General features: G+C 43.7%; 13 protein-coding genes, 2 pseudogenes and 1 riboswitch. Of the genes and pseudogenes, 3 read left to right on the plus strand and 12 right to left on the minus strand.

Going from position 1 to position 15667, the window contains the following annotated elements:
* Positions 1-116: pseudogene (locus ACO0K1_RS09340) on the plus strand (IS30 family transposase); the annotation flags it as partial.
* Here the strand turns inward: ACO0K1_RS09340 and ACO0K1_RS09345 are convergent.
* The 3 genes and pseudogenes from ACO0K1_RS09345 to ACO0K1_RS09355 form a co-directional block, all read right to left on the minus strand.
* Positions 89-1066, minus strand: coding sequence for a hypothetical protein (locus tag ACO0K1_RS09345; protein ID WP_423024975.1), 978 nt, complete (start codon positions 1064-1066; stop codon positions 89-91). The pseudogene ACO0K1_RS09340 and the gene ACO0K1_RS09345 overlap by 28 nt on opposite strands.
* 3 nt (positions 1067-1069) lie before the next feature.
* A complete protein-coding gene (locus ACO0K1_RS09350) occupies positions 1070-1309 on the minus strand; it encodes a hypothetical protein (protein WP_423024977.1) in 240 nt (79 codons plus the stop codon).
* Between the two features lie 592 nt (positions 1310-1901).
* A pseudogene (locus ACO0K1_RS09355) lies at positions 1902-2033 on the minus strand (MobA/MobL family protein); the annotation flags it as partial.
* A 141-nt stretch (positions 2034-2174) separates the two neighbouring features.
* Here ACO0K1_RS09355 and ACO0K1_RS09360 point away from each other — a divergent pair.
* Positions 2175-2492 carry a DUF2322 family protein gene (locus ACO0K1_RS09360; RefSeq protein WP_423024979.1) on the plus strand — a complete coding sequence of 106 codons (318 nt, stop codon included), beginning with the start codon at positions 2175-2177 and terminating at the stop codon, positions 2490-2492.
* Between the two features lie 432 nt (positions 2493-2924).
* On the opposite strand, the gene ACO0K1_RS09365 is transcribed toward ACO0K1_RS09360, so the two are convergent.
* Positions 2925-3725: a glycosyl hydrolase gene (locus tag ACO0K1_RS09365; protein WP_423024981.1), complete on the minus strand. Its 801-nt coding sequence runs from the start codon at positions 3723-3725 to the stop codon at positions 2925-2927.
* Between the two features lie 150 nt (positions 3726-3875).
* Positions 3876-5084: a hypothetical protein gene (locus tag ACO0K1_RS09370; RefSeq protein ID WP_423024983.1), complete on the minus strand. Its 1209-nt coding sequence runs from the start codon at positions 5082-5084 to the stop codon at positions 3876-3878.
* A gap of 256 nt (positions 5085-5340) precedes the next feature.
* Between ACO0K1_RS09370 and ACO0K1_RS09375 the strand changes: the two genes are divergently transcribed.
* Positions 5341-5661 carry a single-stranded DNA-binding protein gene (locus tag ACO0K1_RS09375; protein ID WP_423024985.1) on the plus strand — a complete coding sequence of 107 codons (321 nt, stop codon included), beginning with the start codon at positions 5341-5343 and terminating at the stop codon, positions 5659-5661.
* A 45-nt stretch (positions 5662-5706) separates the two neighbouring features.
* Here ACO0K1_RS09375 and ACO0K1_RS09380 read toward each other — a convergent pair whose 3' ends face one another.
* The 7 genes from ACO0K1_RS09380 to ACO0K1_RS09410 all read right to left on the minus strand — a co-directional run bounded on the left by ACO0K1_RS09380 (position 5707) and on the right by ACO0K1_RS09410 (position 15440).
* A complete protein-coding gene (locus ACO0K1_RS09380; RefSeq protein ID WP_423024987.1) occupies positions 5707-5862 on the minus strand; it encodes a hypothetical protein in 156 nt (51 codons plus the stop codon).
* Positions 5863-6021: 159 nt separating this feature from the next.
* On the minus strand, positions 6022-6645 hold the full coding sequence (locus ACO0K1_RS09385) for a glutathione S-transferase family protein (RefSeq protein ID WP_423024989.1): 624 nt from the start codon (positions 6643-6645) through the stop codon (positions 6022-6024).
* Positions 6646-6804: 159 nt separating this feature from the next.
* On the minus strand, positions 6805-7578 hold the full coding sequence (gene bluB / locus ACO0K1_RS09390; RefSeq protein ID WP_423024991.1) for a 5,6-dimethylbenzimidazole synthase: 774 nt from the start codon (positions 7576-7578) through the stop codon (positions 6805-6807).
* Between the two features lie 42 nt (positions 7579-7620).
* Positions 7621-7812: riboswitch (cobalamin riboswitch) on the minus strand.
* A gap of 168 nt (positions 7813-7980) precedes the next feature.
* Positions 7981-10491: a TonB-dependent receptor domain-containing protein gene (locus ACO0K1_RS09395; RefSeq protein WP_423024993.1), complete on the minus strand. Its 2511-nt coding sequence runs from the start codon at positions 10489-10491 to the stop codon at positions 7981-7983.
* Positions 10492-11017: 526 nt separating this feature from the next.
* A complete protein-coding gene (locus tag ACO0K1_RS09400; protein ID WP_423024995.1) occupies positions 11018-12286 on the minus strand; it encodes an MFS transporter in 1269 nt (422 codons plus the stop codon).
* A gap of 84 nt (positions 12287-12370) precedes the next feature.
* Positions 12371-13033 carry a beta-phosphoglucomutase gene (gene pgmB / locus ACO0K1_RS09405; RefSeq protein ID WP_423024997.1) on the minus strand — a complete coding sequence of 221 codons (663 nt, stop codon included), beginning with the start codon at positions 13031-13033 and terminating at the stop codon, positions 12371-12373.
* Positions 13026-15440, minus strand: coding sequence for a glycoside hydrolase family 65 protein (locus ACO0K1_RS09410; RefSeq protein WP_423024999.1), 2415 nt, complete (start codon positions 15438-15440; stop codon positions 13026-13028). Before ACO0K1_RS09410 ends, pgmB begins: the two co-directional genes overlap by 8 nt.
* Positions 15441-15667 lie beyond the last annotated feature (227 nt).

Genomic DNA, 15667 nt, shown 5'->3' on the forward strand with positions numbered 1-15667 from the left:
GGGCGATGAACAGCTTAAATCATCGTCCCAGAAAATGTCTCGGCTTCAAAACGCCGCACCAAGTATTTATGAAGCAGTTACAATCGCATCAACATGTGGTTGCACTTCGAAATTGAATCCGCCAATCTTTATTCTGAATTGCATTAACGATTTTGTCTTTTACTGAAATTAAATCTGCATAACCTTGTGGATTGTTTGCGTAATCGACTTGCTTTAAATAGTCAGCGAGATTATCAAAGCATTGCCCATTCAATGCACAACTGGCTTGTAAAAAAATAGAAGCACCAGTGCAATCATTACCGATGGTACAAGATGCCAACGCCCAAGCATCGCTAACGATTTCTTTTTTGCTTTCTGTAAAATAAGGTTGCCCATCAATCCAATATCCTGATTTTTTATCGCCATTTTTAAAAAGAGTCAAAGATAAACCTTGTTCTTGAAAATTTTGAGAGTCTTGTAATTGCGCCGTTTGATCAAGAAGTTGCATCCTCTTACCATCAGAAACGGTATTTTCTCCTTTTTTTATTTCACTAGAAAAACGTAAGTAATCCCCTTCCACGAGCAAGAGAATATCTTTTTTCTCTTTCTTTAATTTAGCTAATTCTCCTAATCCTTCAGTAGATATTTCTTTATCTGAAAAATTTTTACATCGATCTCTTAAATTGTTTAGCGCCACGACACTTTTTGTATATGTACTAGAATCAGCTTTAACTTCTGGAATATTTCTTACTAAACCACAATTATATGCAGCATTAAATGCATAACTAATACCACCTTCTTCAGGTCGTTTTTTTGCCATTTCCGCAAAAGCATGCAAATCTTTACTTTCGTAAAATGCCTTTGCTATCGCTACAGTCTTCTTAGCATTTGGTTGATTTTCGGTAACGGCTTCACTATTTCTTTCTAAAAGAGGAGGTGGGCAATTTGATTGCGCCGCAGGAATCGAAGCATCTTTTTTTAAAAATGGCTGATTGTCGCTACCTCGGTTCAAGTACAAAAACAAAGTTAAGCAAGCAACAAAACAAGCTAAAGAGTAAATTATTTTTTTATTAAAAATAGTTTCCATGATTTAGCCTTGTTTAGGACAATTATCGCTCGGTTTTACTTTACCATCACCAGGCTGCAAAGAATTGCCATTTGAATTAGGCACAACAGAAACACTTGAGAGTGCTGCATTTATTGTCCATGTTTCAGTGCCACCGTCTGCATAAGTAATCTCAATTCTTTGACCTACTCCAGACTTATTTACAAAAATTCCTTTTATAATCGAATTTATTGCACTCACAAATGACGTCTGAGCCTTTAACATTGCAACCGCTTGGTTAGCTGCTAAAAATCTTGATGTCTCATCAGACCGTGATGTTATGGTTTCTAAACCACCACTATCTGCACATCGAACATCAGTAAGCTTTGCCTTTTTATCTAAAGCAGCCTCAATAATTGCCTCTTGAGCCTCGGAGGGAGCAGTATATCCGCCACATGATGATCTGCCATTACAGCCGGTATCGAAAAAACCACCGCTAGGGTCAGGAGTTATCTATAGCCGGTGATAGGCACAGAGGGAATATCACCATCATCAGCAAAGGTGCTTGAAGAAAGAAGTAATAATTGTACAAAACAAAAAAACAATGCATGAGAAACCTTGAACTTAAATTTATGATTATTCATTGGTGACCTCGCATTAATAGAACGACAGTTTTTAAGCCCAAACCAAAGATTGTTTGTTTTGGGTAACGGTTTAATTTTAAAAAAGTAAGAAAGTAACTAAAAATTAACGTTAATAATAACAATTAAATGATAAAAATGTTATCGATAAGATTTTTTTGTGGTTTTTTTAACACCATAAATTGTGTATTAAATAAACAAAAAAAAAGAACTTTAGCGCGCTAAAGTTTTTATCCTCATGTCTGTGCGGTACCAGTAAAATTTTCCAAAAGAAAGGCGAGGACAATTTCACGCGCAACACAGGCATCTTTTCTTTTCTCAGAAACCTCGACGGCATTCCATAAGGTTGAACGATCTTTTGCCCACGATGGTGCGTTAACTTTTAAAGAATAGAAAAACTAATTGGTATATTGCTCCGGAAATTTAAAAATTATGCAAATTGTCATTAAATCTTTAAAACACCGGTCAGCTTTAGAATACTCATCGCTTAAATTTTTAAGGAACCCAGCATGCAATTTAATGAAATTTTATCCGCCCTGCCAGACATCAACCATGTGGCGGCGATCGAATTATTTGATGGCGACACTTTAATAGCGAGAATCGACAACAAACCAGGCTCGGCAGGAAGTGTGCGTGTCTATCATGCCTTAGCGCAGGAGTTTGAAGTGATCAATGCTGCTGCGGCAGCGAAGGGGTTGATCTTGTACGCGGAGCATACCGCTGACGCGATTGCGTTTCCGGGAAAGCATCCGAACATCGACCGCTTGCTGAGCATGGAAAAGGATCAGCAATGGACAGTGAAGCTTATTCCTTTAAAACAAGTGTAATTTTTAGAGTGGATGAAACCCGCGCTGCGCCTAGGTTTAGCAGAAATTGGCTGGTCACACTCACCCCACAGATCACTCATGATCGTTGCAATATCGCTTTTTCCCTTCACCGCTTTAGACAAAGCAATTTGTGCTTCACGCTAAATGCAAAAGAAGGCGTCGCTGTCTGAGCGAAGTGAGTTTCGACGCTTTCCCATTTTGTGTGACGTACAAATTGTGCTGATACAAAGTGACGGCATCCGCAGGGCAAAGTCTCAGTGTCGCCATCTTTGGCTTACCTTTCCTGACGAAGCAAGAAAGGTAAATGGCTGCCGGGCCATCTCAGGCTTGACTCTACAATGAGCGGTCGCTTTAGCTATTGTTTAGAGATTGAAAAGACGCAATAAAGAAGACGTTAGATCTGGCTTGGATAGCTGTATCCACGATGCGCCTTTATTTCGCATTCGCGTACGTTTTCCCGGTCTCAGTCAAGCTTCCGTTTTTATCAAACAAAGCAGAAGTGCCCTCTTTGGCGTCATGCCATGCAAATGCTTGCACACACGGTTCTTGATTCATCCAGGAGACTGCGTCTTGGATAAATTGATTGACTTCCGACTGCGTGAATTTATCCGGATCTTTGCGACCGTTACCCGCAGTCGAGGGAGCGAATTCTGTGACCCAGACCGGTTTGCCGTAGGCACTGCAGACGGCTTGGATATCTTTGATGAATTTTTTGGCGTCCGCACCTTTATACCAATGTACGGTGACAAAATCCACTTTAGGCGCCCCCTTCATAAATTCTGGCAACCAAGAACCACTGACGGGGTTACCTGCCATTGCCGGACCTCCGATCAACCTCGATTTTTTTGTCAACTCTGGCCAGTTGCGCAAAGCTTGTTGAACAGAAATATCCGATTGTTTGGAATTGTCTGGTTCATTAAAGCCGAGTACTTCATCGCTATGCACTGATTTATCCAGAGTGCGCAAAGAAAAAATCATCGGCACAAATTTGATAGGCGTTTTAATGTCAGTACTCGCGCCCCAGTTGTAGAACCAATGGACGTTTAAGGCCTGGAGTTGTTTTTCACCGCGCCCTTCTTTTTCTACCAGTCCTACGCCTTTTTTATCACCATGCGCTTGATGAGATTCATGGGATTCTTGTGAACCATGCGATTTTTTCTCATGGGCAAAACTGTGCATTGTTGCACTGAATAGGGCAACCGCGACAAGCAGACGTTTAGCGAAATTTTTCATGGCGTAAATTGAAAATAGACATATTCACTGGTAAGCGACGCAACCCTGTGCTGACAAGCCTGACAATGTTTACAAATCAATATTTGCATAACAATGTTTGCATCAAAATTATATTGTGCCGTAAAAAAGCAGCTTAACGACAAACATCCTCTACACCATCATCGACGCACTCTTGGGGCTGCGCAACAAATCGGTCAATACTTTCCAGCGTAAATCCTGATCCTGTGTTCCTGCACGTCGTTCTATGTAGGCTTGCACCACATCTTGCCCGAGATTATAGTTAATGACATAAGAGCGTAAATTTTCGATAAATCGAATACGTTGTGCAGAACGATCGGCATCTGACAAACTATATTTCATCAACATCGCTATCGCAGTCTCACGATTAATCTCACCATCGAGATACTGCTTGGCTACCATATTGCCCACATAGGATAACTTTTGCAGCACCGCCTGTATTTGGTAATAGCGTTCCGCTTTGTCAGGATCAATACCGGCTAAGGGAAACAAAATTTCTTTCTCGAATTTCATCCGCTCGGCATGAGGGAATGCGACTTCGATGCCGTAATTAGCACTCCCTTCGGCCAAAAATGACATGGGTGAATATAAAGGATAAATCGCGTATTCAATCCAGCCTTTTTGTTTGACCAGTTCATTTTCTATCAACACGTTAAACACATGGTGTCCCGGATATGCCTCGTGACTGGCCAGATCAATCGCACGACTAATAAACATCGGGAAATCTGTATTAACCTCGATCAGGCTATGGCTGTTACCCTTATACCAGTTGTATGCGCTCCAGACTTTATCTGTAACATAAGCAATCTGAAAACTTTCGTTTTCCGGCAAGACAATGTACTTGCGGGTACGCGCGCGCGCCTCGTTAATTGCAGCAGTAAATACCGCGTCTAATTTTTCTCGTGGAATCTCGAATTGCTTGTTATAGCTTGACAGCCGTTGGTTCAACTCGCCACCACCGGGTAACAAATTTTCAAGCTCGGTCAAGGTGACGTCCAAATCAGCCGGGGTTAGCGCTGGTGATACGGCATCATACAAAACTTGCGATTCATCATCAAAAGCCAAAGTATGTCCTGCAAGATGACCTAAATGCGCACGAACTGCGTCAACTTGCAGCAACAGGAAAGCTTGCCGTTCGACTTCACTCGGCGGCGCTGCAGGTAATGCTTTAGCATTTTTCAGAAGCTCGTCAGCGGACACCAACAACTCGGCAAGGGGCTGCTTTTGTACGTTATTACGCCATTCAGCGGGACCAATGTAGGCATCCACATAACTATCGTCGTGTTGCCCGGTTGCAAGCACTAATTTGACATAGGCTTCAGCGATTTGATTAATATTCATTCTTTTTCACTTCACAAAAAATTTTAGCAACGCAACAAAAAGCAGCGGCTGACGACGATGGAAAAATAAAAGAATAAAGCATACTGACCGTTTATGCTGAGATTTACGCTCTATCGAGCGGAGATTCATTGCATTATTTCGCGATACAGCGTCTAATTCGCTGGCTTATTAAAATGCAATATTTTCTGCTTATTTTTTCTACTTATTTTTCTACTTATTTTTCTACTTATTTTTCTACTTATTTAACTGACAAACAATGATAGACGCATTAATTTCTGGACGCATTTACGGCCGTGCTGATGAACGTAGCGGCCAAGGAGGCTCACTTTATGTTACGTGCAAAGTAAAGGCGATGACGGACGAGGGTGATACGCTGATATGCAACGTGATTGCTTTCAACGACAAAGCGCGTAGTACGCTCTTAGACTTAGAAGATGGTGAAAGCATTTCGCTATCAGGTGCTTTAACACCCAAAGTCTGGATCGATAAGCAAGGTAAAGCCAGACCCGCTATTGATCTGATTGCCCATGTGGTGATGAGCACACATTTACCAACGCGCGAAACGGATTTTGAATAATTGCGATGTCGCGTTATCTTAGATACTCGTGTGCCGACCATCAATTTATTTTTCGTTGACTCTGGTTGCTAATAAACTCATACCCAGACCAGAAAACGTCACACCAGAGATTTTATTCAACATTCCGGCGAGTTTAGATGAGTTAGAAATCGTTCGCAGTACACCTGGTTCCAACGAACAACATGCGGCCAGTGATGCCACTAAAAATCTGCCACATGGAGAAATCCACGCTCATGACCTCTTGAGCTTGATGTCATGAAGCGGACATCAATTCCTGCGACATCACCATGTTGCAGTTTTTAATGGATGCATGGAATCATTCATACGCCTGCATGAAGTTAGTCTCAGAAACCTTCAGAATTACGGCAGGCCGTTACGTCCGTGCTGCATAAAAGCGGCGCGCAAACTTAGGCACTCATAATACGCCTTCACCGCGGGTAGTTCTGGCCGCTCCATGTCCATAGAAAACCACCGATGTGTCGATAATCCCAACACGATATCCGCAAGTGTAAATTCAGTACCAGTGACGAATGCGGCACTTTTTTGTAACTGCGCTTCGAGAATTTCCATATGCCGATTCCAGTTCTGTATGCTGGCGGCAATCGCTTGGGCATCGGCGTGTGCCGGACTTTTTCTCACTAATGCCATAAACGCGTAGCGCCAGGAATTATTGAGTTCTGTCGCTTGCCAATCCATCCATTGCTCCACTTTGGCACGCGCTTGAGGATCAACTGGAAGCAAATCGCTGCGTCCATATTTACCCGCCAAATAGCGGCAAATCGTATTCGACTCCCACAGTACAAAGTCGCCATCCCGAATCACAGGTACCATTGCATTCGGATTTAATGCCATAAATTCTGGCGTGTTGACTGCCATTGCACCCGCCCCAAATTCCTCTTGATTAAAAGGTAGCTTAAGTTCAGCGCACGTCCACAACACTTTGCGAACGTTGATCGACGGTGATTTTCCTAAAATAGTCAGCATGATGCGAAGATTCCTTATTAGACATTAAAAATATTTTCTACCTGCAGTTCTTCAAAATTGCATTTATTTAACATCGCGTTTATTTAACATCGCGTTTATTTAATATCGAATTTATTTAACATCCCGTTTAATATGCGTAAGCACCATGGTATGGTATTTTTATTTCACAGCAGGTCTAGCGGCCCGGCTGGCGATTTCTTGGGCAACAAGCTGTTCTCGTTGCAGATGGGCAATCAACGGCTGGCCAGGATCTCTATGCCCCCATTGATCGAAATATACTAAATCTTCAATCGGAAGACGTGGCAACCAACCTTTGCTTTCTAGTTCAGGTTTAGGATAAAAATGACTGACATAGCCAACACACAAATAAGCAATTGGTACAATATGCTGTGGAATGCCAAGCGCAGCTTGTAACTCATGCTCATGAAAAATACTCACCCACCCTACACCTAAACCTTCAGCGCGAGCGGCTAGCCAGAGATTTTGTACAGCGCATACGCTACTGTATAAATCCATGGTTTTCATGTGGGTACGACCAAGTACCACGCTGCCAGTACGCTCACGATCACAGGTAATGCAAATTCCAAGCGGTGCCTCCCTTATACCTTCGAGCTTGAGATGTTGATAGCTATTACGTTTATCCCCCTCAAACATGGTCAAGGCTTCGGCATTCGCCGATTTATATGCTTGCTGAACACGTTGTTTGACTTCATCTGATTTCACCAATAAGAAATTCCATGGCTGCATAAAGCCAACAGAGGGTGCAAAATGTGCCGCGCTTAAAATACGGCTGAGAACCGCATCATCGACAGCGTCTGGCAGAAATTGACTACGGACGTCACGTCTGGAAAAAATAGTATGATAAATCGCGTCTCGTGCTTCTTGCGAAAAGGCGTGAGCTTCCACGCCCTTAGAAATTGGGTTTGTTTGCATGAATTCCCCTAATGCAAATGAATGGGGGAGCCTGACCAAGCTCCCTGGAAAAGATGTCAGGCCGGTCTTCTGACTCAGATTCATTTGACATTGGCACCTTCCCGCAACCCGATGGTCGCAGTGGCAATTCACCAATGTCATCCTCTTTACAGCGTTGGGCACGTGGCGGATTTACACCGCCTTCCCGATTCTCCCCACCATGAAGGTCGGGGGACCTGAACCGCGCGATGATGTAACGGATGGGCGGCGCTTGTCAAGCACTGGAAGCAACTATCGAGCAATGAACAACTTACAGCGAAAAATAAAAAAACCGGATCAACTAATCAGTTGATCCGGGAAACGGGTAAAACCAAAAAAAAAGAAACAAAAAATTAAAAAATGAAAAAAAGTCAGTAATACCGATTAGAAGCGATACGTTACTGACGCTTCGATAGCGCGACCAAAAATAGGCCGCGCCATGATCACGCCAGAAGTCGTGCCAAGAACGCGGGAATCGCCTTCCGTCAAACCTAAAGTATTGTTTAAGTTCGTACCGGTTAAGCGGAATTCCAACTTATCACCAACCACGGCCAGAATACCGGCATCTAATGTATTGTAGGACGGTAATACTTGCTGATTTTGGATATCCGAATAGCGCTTACCGATATAGCTATAGGTACCGTACATTTTGATCGAGCCCCATGAAGTCGGAACACGGTAACTTGGCGTCAATCGTGATTGAAACTTAGGTTGGCGTTGCAATTGATTACCGTTATCGCTGGTACCTGTTGCACTATCAACACCTTGAAAACCGGTATATTTACCGTCTTCATAGTCTCCAGAGAATGCCAATTGGAAATTAGTGAACGGACGCCATGCGCCTTCAAACAGGACACCGTTAGTGCGTGACCCATAGTTGTACCACACCGTCGAATTATTACTCAGTATCTGGCTTTGTTGAATGCCGGTAAAGTCCTTGTGGAATATCGATGCATAGATAGAATATTCAGATGTCACGGCCTTAATACCAAATTCATAGGTCTTAATTCCTTGTACAGGCGCTGTCGCGCTACTACCGGCGTCACCACGAATATCGTCAAATTGCGGCATCAGGTGCCCGGAATTAAACCGCGCATACAGATTCACATTGGAAGCAAGCTTATATCCACCTCCCAACGTCAACGAGGTTGCGTGATCCGTCTGTGTCACAGACTGATAGGTACCTGTCAACATGCTTGCGCCTTGGTTATACAGATGCAATGGATTGTTATCGATATTTCCGCTGGTGATATTACCTAGCGTAGCGTTCACCTTTTGCGTCTCGTAGCGTAAGCCAGCATCTAAAGTCAACTGCGACGTTGCCTTCCATTGATCAGCAATGAATAAGGCGGTTTTTTGGCCAGTATAACTATCGTGCTGCGCATAGCCCACCGGACCATCGATACCGTTATTAGAAATAACAGCGCCATTATTCAAGGTCACATTAATAGGTTTTGGATTGGTGGTTGCCGTCATCAATACGCTATTTCCGAGATACCACAAATCATCTGAAGAATAATCGGCCAGGAACGCACCAAAAGTGAATGTGTGATCTTTGATCAATTCTTTACTAAATTTGAGCTCGTCAGTCACCGATTTGATCTTCTTGTCGACATACCAGGCACCTGCGTCAAGTACCTGCTGATTTGGGTCGACGGCGCCACTACCATCTGTATAAGTGGCAAGACCAGTCGTCGCTTTACCTGCGGCAGTCACTGCGCCACTATTGCCATTCGCTTTGCTAATTGCGGACGTCAGATAATTGCTCATCGTTTGTGGAACACTGCCCGTAAAGAATGCGTTGGTCTGCATATCACCAGCCACATAATTCAATTTATTGCTGACTTCCCAATCATGAACCTTCTGATTGAAGTCGATACCAAAAGTATGGACATCAGCACCGCGGCCGTTGGCCATATCGATATTTTGCGTCTGCCCTGGTGCGGTTTGTATCATGAAGAATCTTGTCTCATTCCCATACAAGGAACCTGTCAATGGATTAAATCCAGGAAATGCGCCGGTAGGAACACCGCTGGCAGTCGCACTCACTGGGATTGCCGTAAAAAATAAATTTTTATCATTTAATGTCCGCGCATACAACGTGACCTTGCCGTCATCCAGCAAATGCGTCAAAGTGCCTGTCAGTTGATAGCCATCATCCGTTGGAAATTGGCTGTCACGGACACCATTATCGGTGCGATAAAAGCCACCGATAGTCGCAAACCAGCCTTCAGAAATTTTGCCACCGTAGTAAGCATCGTAACGGCGTGAATTCCCTGTCCCAAACGAGGTACGGAATAAACCTTCATCGCCACCTTCGCCTGTTTTAAGGATGAAGTTCATGGTAGCGCCGGGTTGCCCATTTGAGAGAACGGTATTAGGGCCACTGACCAATGCTTCCATGTGATCAATCGTGTCGTCGAGACGAAACATGGAGGAGTTATCCATGAATGATAACGTAGGCGCAGGGAAAATCGGCGCACCATTCAGTTGTATGGTTACATAGTTCGCATCACCGCCGCCAGGGAATCCCGCTACTTCAATATTTGGCCCTGTTTGTCCGCCAGAGGTTTCGGCATACACGCCTGGAACAATCTTAAAGAGATCAGCAGTCGACAATGGTGCGGCTTCTTTAATTTGCTCTTCCGTCGCAGTCGTAATTGAGTATGGTGCATCCACTTTACGCAGACCGCGTCCAAGCGCGCTGCCGGTGACGACCACTTGTTGTGCTTCAGTTGGCTTATTATCGGTAGCAACAACCGCGCTACTGACGTCGTTCGTGCTTATTGCATTGGCGGTAGGGTTGACTGAAGCATCAGCGGCACTGGCCTGATTAATCAGACTGAGCACAGCTAGTGTAATGCTCGAAAGTAAAAAGGGACGATGTACTTGCATGTGAAGTCTCCATATATTTAAAAAAGGCGGCTCTATACTGAGCCTTGGTAGTACTAAGAAAAACGTCACATGACGCATTCTCATTGTGATGCAAAAAGCAAAGCGCTCACTGCTCTTGCTTCGTTCTTACTGTGTTCTTGTTTTGTTCTTACTTTGCTTTGATTCTGCTTTGATTCTGCTTAACTCTGCTTCGACTCTGCTTTGACTCTGCTTTGACTCTTTACTGATGGTGCATTTATTTCGATCTGCTTTGTCTTGAAGATTTCTCATCACAGTGCAAGTTTCATGCGGCAGACTGTGTTTTATTCATCAAGGTTTAGTACTGGTTTCAATGGCGGCCAAATAAATAATCTATTGACGGTAAGCATATTGAAACAGCCAATGTTATCGATGTCAATCATAAATTGTTATCGATAACAATTTTAATCACAATGATGTTGCTTTGATGCTGAATAGTTTCATGGGCACAATTACATCGTATAGAAAAAGACTCTGAATAATTTGTATTTATTTCCCATTCACACACTCACGTCGTGCCAAATACCATAGCAGAAGATGTTTTCCTAACGTCTAATGCTCGCTTAAAAAATAGTAAGGCAGGCACCATTACACTCAACGGTATTAAGGTCAGATAGAACGCCGTTTGCCCACTAAAATGGGCAAACACCAGCCCGGTAATCAACGACCCTGTTGTCCCACCCAAAGCAGAAAAAATCACAATCAAACCCGTCATCGCGGCATGTTGATAGGTTGGCAAGGCACTCAGAATCAAAGAATTAATCACCGGATAAATAGGCGCCATAAAAAGCCCGATCAACGGGAAAATAAATGCCGCCAATGGAGCATTTCCCCAACCTGTGACCGCAGACATATTTATTTCGCGGGTCAGTGGCAACGTGAGCAAGATCAAACCCGCCATCAAACACAAGCAGCCACTTAACATCGTGTACCAATGTATCTTTTTAAGAAGCAATCCAAATCCCATCCGCCCTACCGCGCTTGATGCAGCAAGAATGCTCGTCATTTGCACAGACAAGCTCAGTGGGAGCTTCATGATTTCATTATTAAAAGTTGGTAACCAGGATGTGATTCCCTGCTCAACCAATACTGATAAAAATGCGGCGGTTAAAAATAAATAGACGATGGACTTTCGAGTTAATACCCACATTAATGAAAAGCCTTGTACTTCGGTGATCCCCTCTGTTTTAGTATCTGGGTGCGCCGCACTTTCATCCAATGGCGTAGCCGCAAGCAACACCATGGCCGCGAGGCAGAGACCTGCCAATACCCAATACACTTGCAACCAATGTCGCGATGTCAAATTATTCGAATCTATAAAATAAGAAAACAACCAATAGCCACTCAAAACACCGAGCATGAAAATGCCTTCCAGCATATTCATAAACTGTGCGTGTCCCTGTGCTCCGTTAGTAATCAGGCCTATTGTTGAATAGATAGACACCTTGATCAGCGCAAATGAAATACCGCAACACATGAAGAAAATCCGCGTACACATAAAGCCCGGCCATAAGGGCATGGCAATGCACGCAATGAACATAATTCCAAGAGCAATCAAAATCGATTTTTTGTAACCAATGCGCGGCAGAAAAGCAGCACCAAGAAAAGAGGCGGCAGCAATCGATAAATCTTTAAAGGCTTCCAGGACGCTCGCATCGGGTTTGCTGACTTGAAAGCTATTGATCACTTGCAAAATAACCGTACCAACACTATTGAGCAGCATGGCAAACACAAAATAGATCAAAAAAAGCGCAATGCCGATACGTGAATTTTTCATTTGAAAGCTCTTGTCTCTAACGTTATATATATATTTATATTTATTTTTATTCGCTTGCATCTCTTTGTATGCATAGTCAAATAATTAATTTAAGGCATATGTACTCAGCATAAAATGACGCAAATCTGGAATAACGTGATCGGCAAACGTCAACACTGTTGGCGATCCAATGCCTATAGCGAACATTCCTGCTGACTTGATCGAACTGATACCGGCCAATGAATCCTCGACACCGATACAAGCGGCCGGCGCGACACCCAAATGGGATGCGGAGGTTAAAAATATTTCGGGATGCGGTTTAGTATGCGTTAATAATGCCGCATCAATCACATCATCAAAGCAATCGCGAATACCTAATTTTTCCAGAATAAAAAAGGCATTCTTGCTGACTGATGCAAGTCCTGTTTTTAAACCAGCGGCACGCACCAGATTTAAAGCATCACGCGCACCGGGTAATAGATCAGCAGGCGTGATTGTGCCGGTAAATTGCAGATAATGCTGATTTTTTTCTCGCGCCAATTCTATCTTTTCTTGTTGGCTATAGACACGATTAGATTGGCTAAGAATCAGTTCCAATGAAGCCATACGGTCAATGCCCTTCAGGCGTTCATTAAAAACTTCGTCAAACGCAATACCTTGGGTCTGCGCCAAATGCTGCCACGCTAAGAAATGGAAGTGCGCAGTATCGGCGAGCACACCATCTAAGTCAAAGATGACCGCTTCAAACACTTGCTTATTTTTATTCATAGTCTGTGATCCGATTCAAAATACGGTGATTCTTTTCCTGCTGATTCAGCGTGACTATTTGTTGCCGATGGAAAAATTTCAATTCAGACCCAGCGGTCAATCGATACTCAGTGGCCTCACTATCGATACGAATATTGAGCGTGGCATGATTGATATTGATCTGAAATTGATAATGCTGCCATTGCCGTGGCAATGTCGGTGAGAAGTGCAGTTGTCCATTGATGATGCGCATGCCTCCAAAACCATACGATATACACATCCAGGTACCCGCCATCGCCGCTGTATGAATGCCATGTTTGGTGTTGTGGTGCGTATCATCAAGATCGAGACGTGCGGTTTCCATGAAATAGCGATATGCCTTCTCATGATCACCAATCTCCGCGGCAATAATACTAAAGATACAGCTGGATAAGGACGAGTCGTGCGTCGTTATTTTTTCGTAGTAATCAAAATTTCTACGCTTTTCTTCCAGTGTAAATTGGTCAGGTAATAGCAGCATAGCAAGCAATAAATCTGCTTGTTTACAGACTTGATGCCGATAAATCACAAGCGGATGGAAATGCAATAGCAATGGATATTGTTCATCTGGCGTATTGGCAAAGTCCCAGATTTTTTTGGTCAGAAAGCTGTCATCCTGTGCATGTATCTGCAGGGCTTTATCATACGGTAGCAGCATGCTGTGCGCGGCGCTCTTCCATGCTGATATTTCTGCTTCCGTCAGCATGATTTTATCAATAATACGCCGATAATCTTCGTTGTGATCCCGCCGCAGTTTTTCGACCAACGTCAAGGCAAATAACATGTGCAATTTAGCCATTGCATTGGTGTAGTAATTATTATTCACCAAGGCGGTATATTCGTCGGGGCCAGTCACTTCATTAATACGAAAAACTTCTGGTGTCGTACCCGAAAAATGACCTAAATCGAGCCAGATACGTGCGGTTTCCCACACCATTTCAGCGGCACAGTTCAACAAAAATTCCTGATCATCGCGCGCTTCAAGATATTGTTTTACGGCATAGGCGATATCGGCATTAATGTGGTATTGCGCAGAGCCAGCAGGAAAATATGCAGAGCACTCTTCGCCACCAATCGTCCGCCAGGGATAAAGTGCCCCTTGCTTGTGTCCCATTTCGCGCGCACGTTGACGGGCTTGCTGCAAGCCTAGATAACGATAATCCAGTAACGTTCGCGCAATTTCCGGTTTGCTGTAAAGGAAAAATGGCAGGATATAGATTTCAGTATCCCAAAAATAATGGCCTTCGTAACCTTCTCCACTTAATCCCTTTGCGGCGATATTGGTTTGCCCATCGCGCCCGACAGATTGTAATAAGTGGAATTGATTAAAGTGTATTCCCTGTTGAAGTGCAAGGTCGCCAGCGATCTCTACATCGGCCTGTTGCCAGAAAGCCTGTAAATATTCCCGCTGTCGCTCAGCAAAATGGTCAAACCCTTGCTGCCGTGCACGCGAGAGATAATCAGCGCTTAGTAGCATTAATTCTTTGGCTGGATAATCACGAGATGAAAAGTAACACCCGAATTTACACAAAGTAACGCTATGACCTTGCTCAATGTCGGCAATGAAATGACGCGCCAATACCTGGGTTTGATGCTGATCCTGTTCGTCATCACCACCAACAAGCTCATCAGCAACCCAATCATTTGTCGTATGCGCAATAGAACTAACGACATGAAATTGGCTATGTAATGTCTTGTGCTCAAACCCCAGGAAGTCAGGCTTATTTTGTTGGGCGAGCACTTGTAATGGTGGCGCAGTTATTTTCGAGCCGACGCGAGGATCGTCCGCGGTCTGCAAATTGGAGACGTTGGCATTCAAGGTCGAAACCAGGCGCAAGCTTGCGCTGAAATTGATCGCGGTAACCCGATAACGGATCGCATATAAATGTCGATCAGTAAAACTGACCAATCGCTCAGAAACCACTTCAACCTGACGTCCTTGCGGTGACTCCCATTGCACGGTACGAGACAGAATGCCAGTACGGAAATCGAGTTGACGCTGGTAGTTAATGATGCGACCGTTTGCCAGATTAAATTTCTCATCAGCCAACCACAGTTCCATGCCTTTTCCATTGGGCAAATTAAGCATGAAATGATTATTTCTGGCCAGACCATATGCATTTTCTGGATAGGTAATTGGCTCAGACTCATAAAAGCCGTTCAGATAATTACCTTCCTGCGAACTCCCCTCTGGTCCAAGATAAGACTCTTCATGCGTTCCACGCAAACCTATGGTGCCATTTCCAAGTGCAAATAAACTTTCTGATAAGTAGTTAGTATTTACATCGTAGCCTGGCTCGCAAATACGCCAGGCATCGAGTGGAAACGTGTGATGAAAAGGAACAGTTGGTGACACGGTCATGGTCTGTGTGTTTGAAATTACATTCATTGAAACACAAAAATGTTATCGATGTCAATTTAGATTAAATGAAACAAAAAATATCTTTTTAAATTGTATTTAAGACATTTTTTAATTTCAGACAAAGCAAATCAACGAAGTCAGTACAGCTGCCCGGCTCAAAGCTAGGAGCCTTACGCAGTTGGGGCGGTTTTGCTCATCCGTAAAGAGGATTTACGCAAAATTGTCCCAACAAGGCATGGCGACGAAGACAGTAC

Origin of the sequence: Undibacterium sp. SXout20W, from assembly GCF_049340285.1 — a bacterium.
GTDB lineage: Bacteria > Pseudomonadota > Gammaproteobacteria > Burkholderiales > Burkholderiaceae_D > Undibacterium.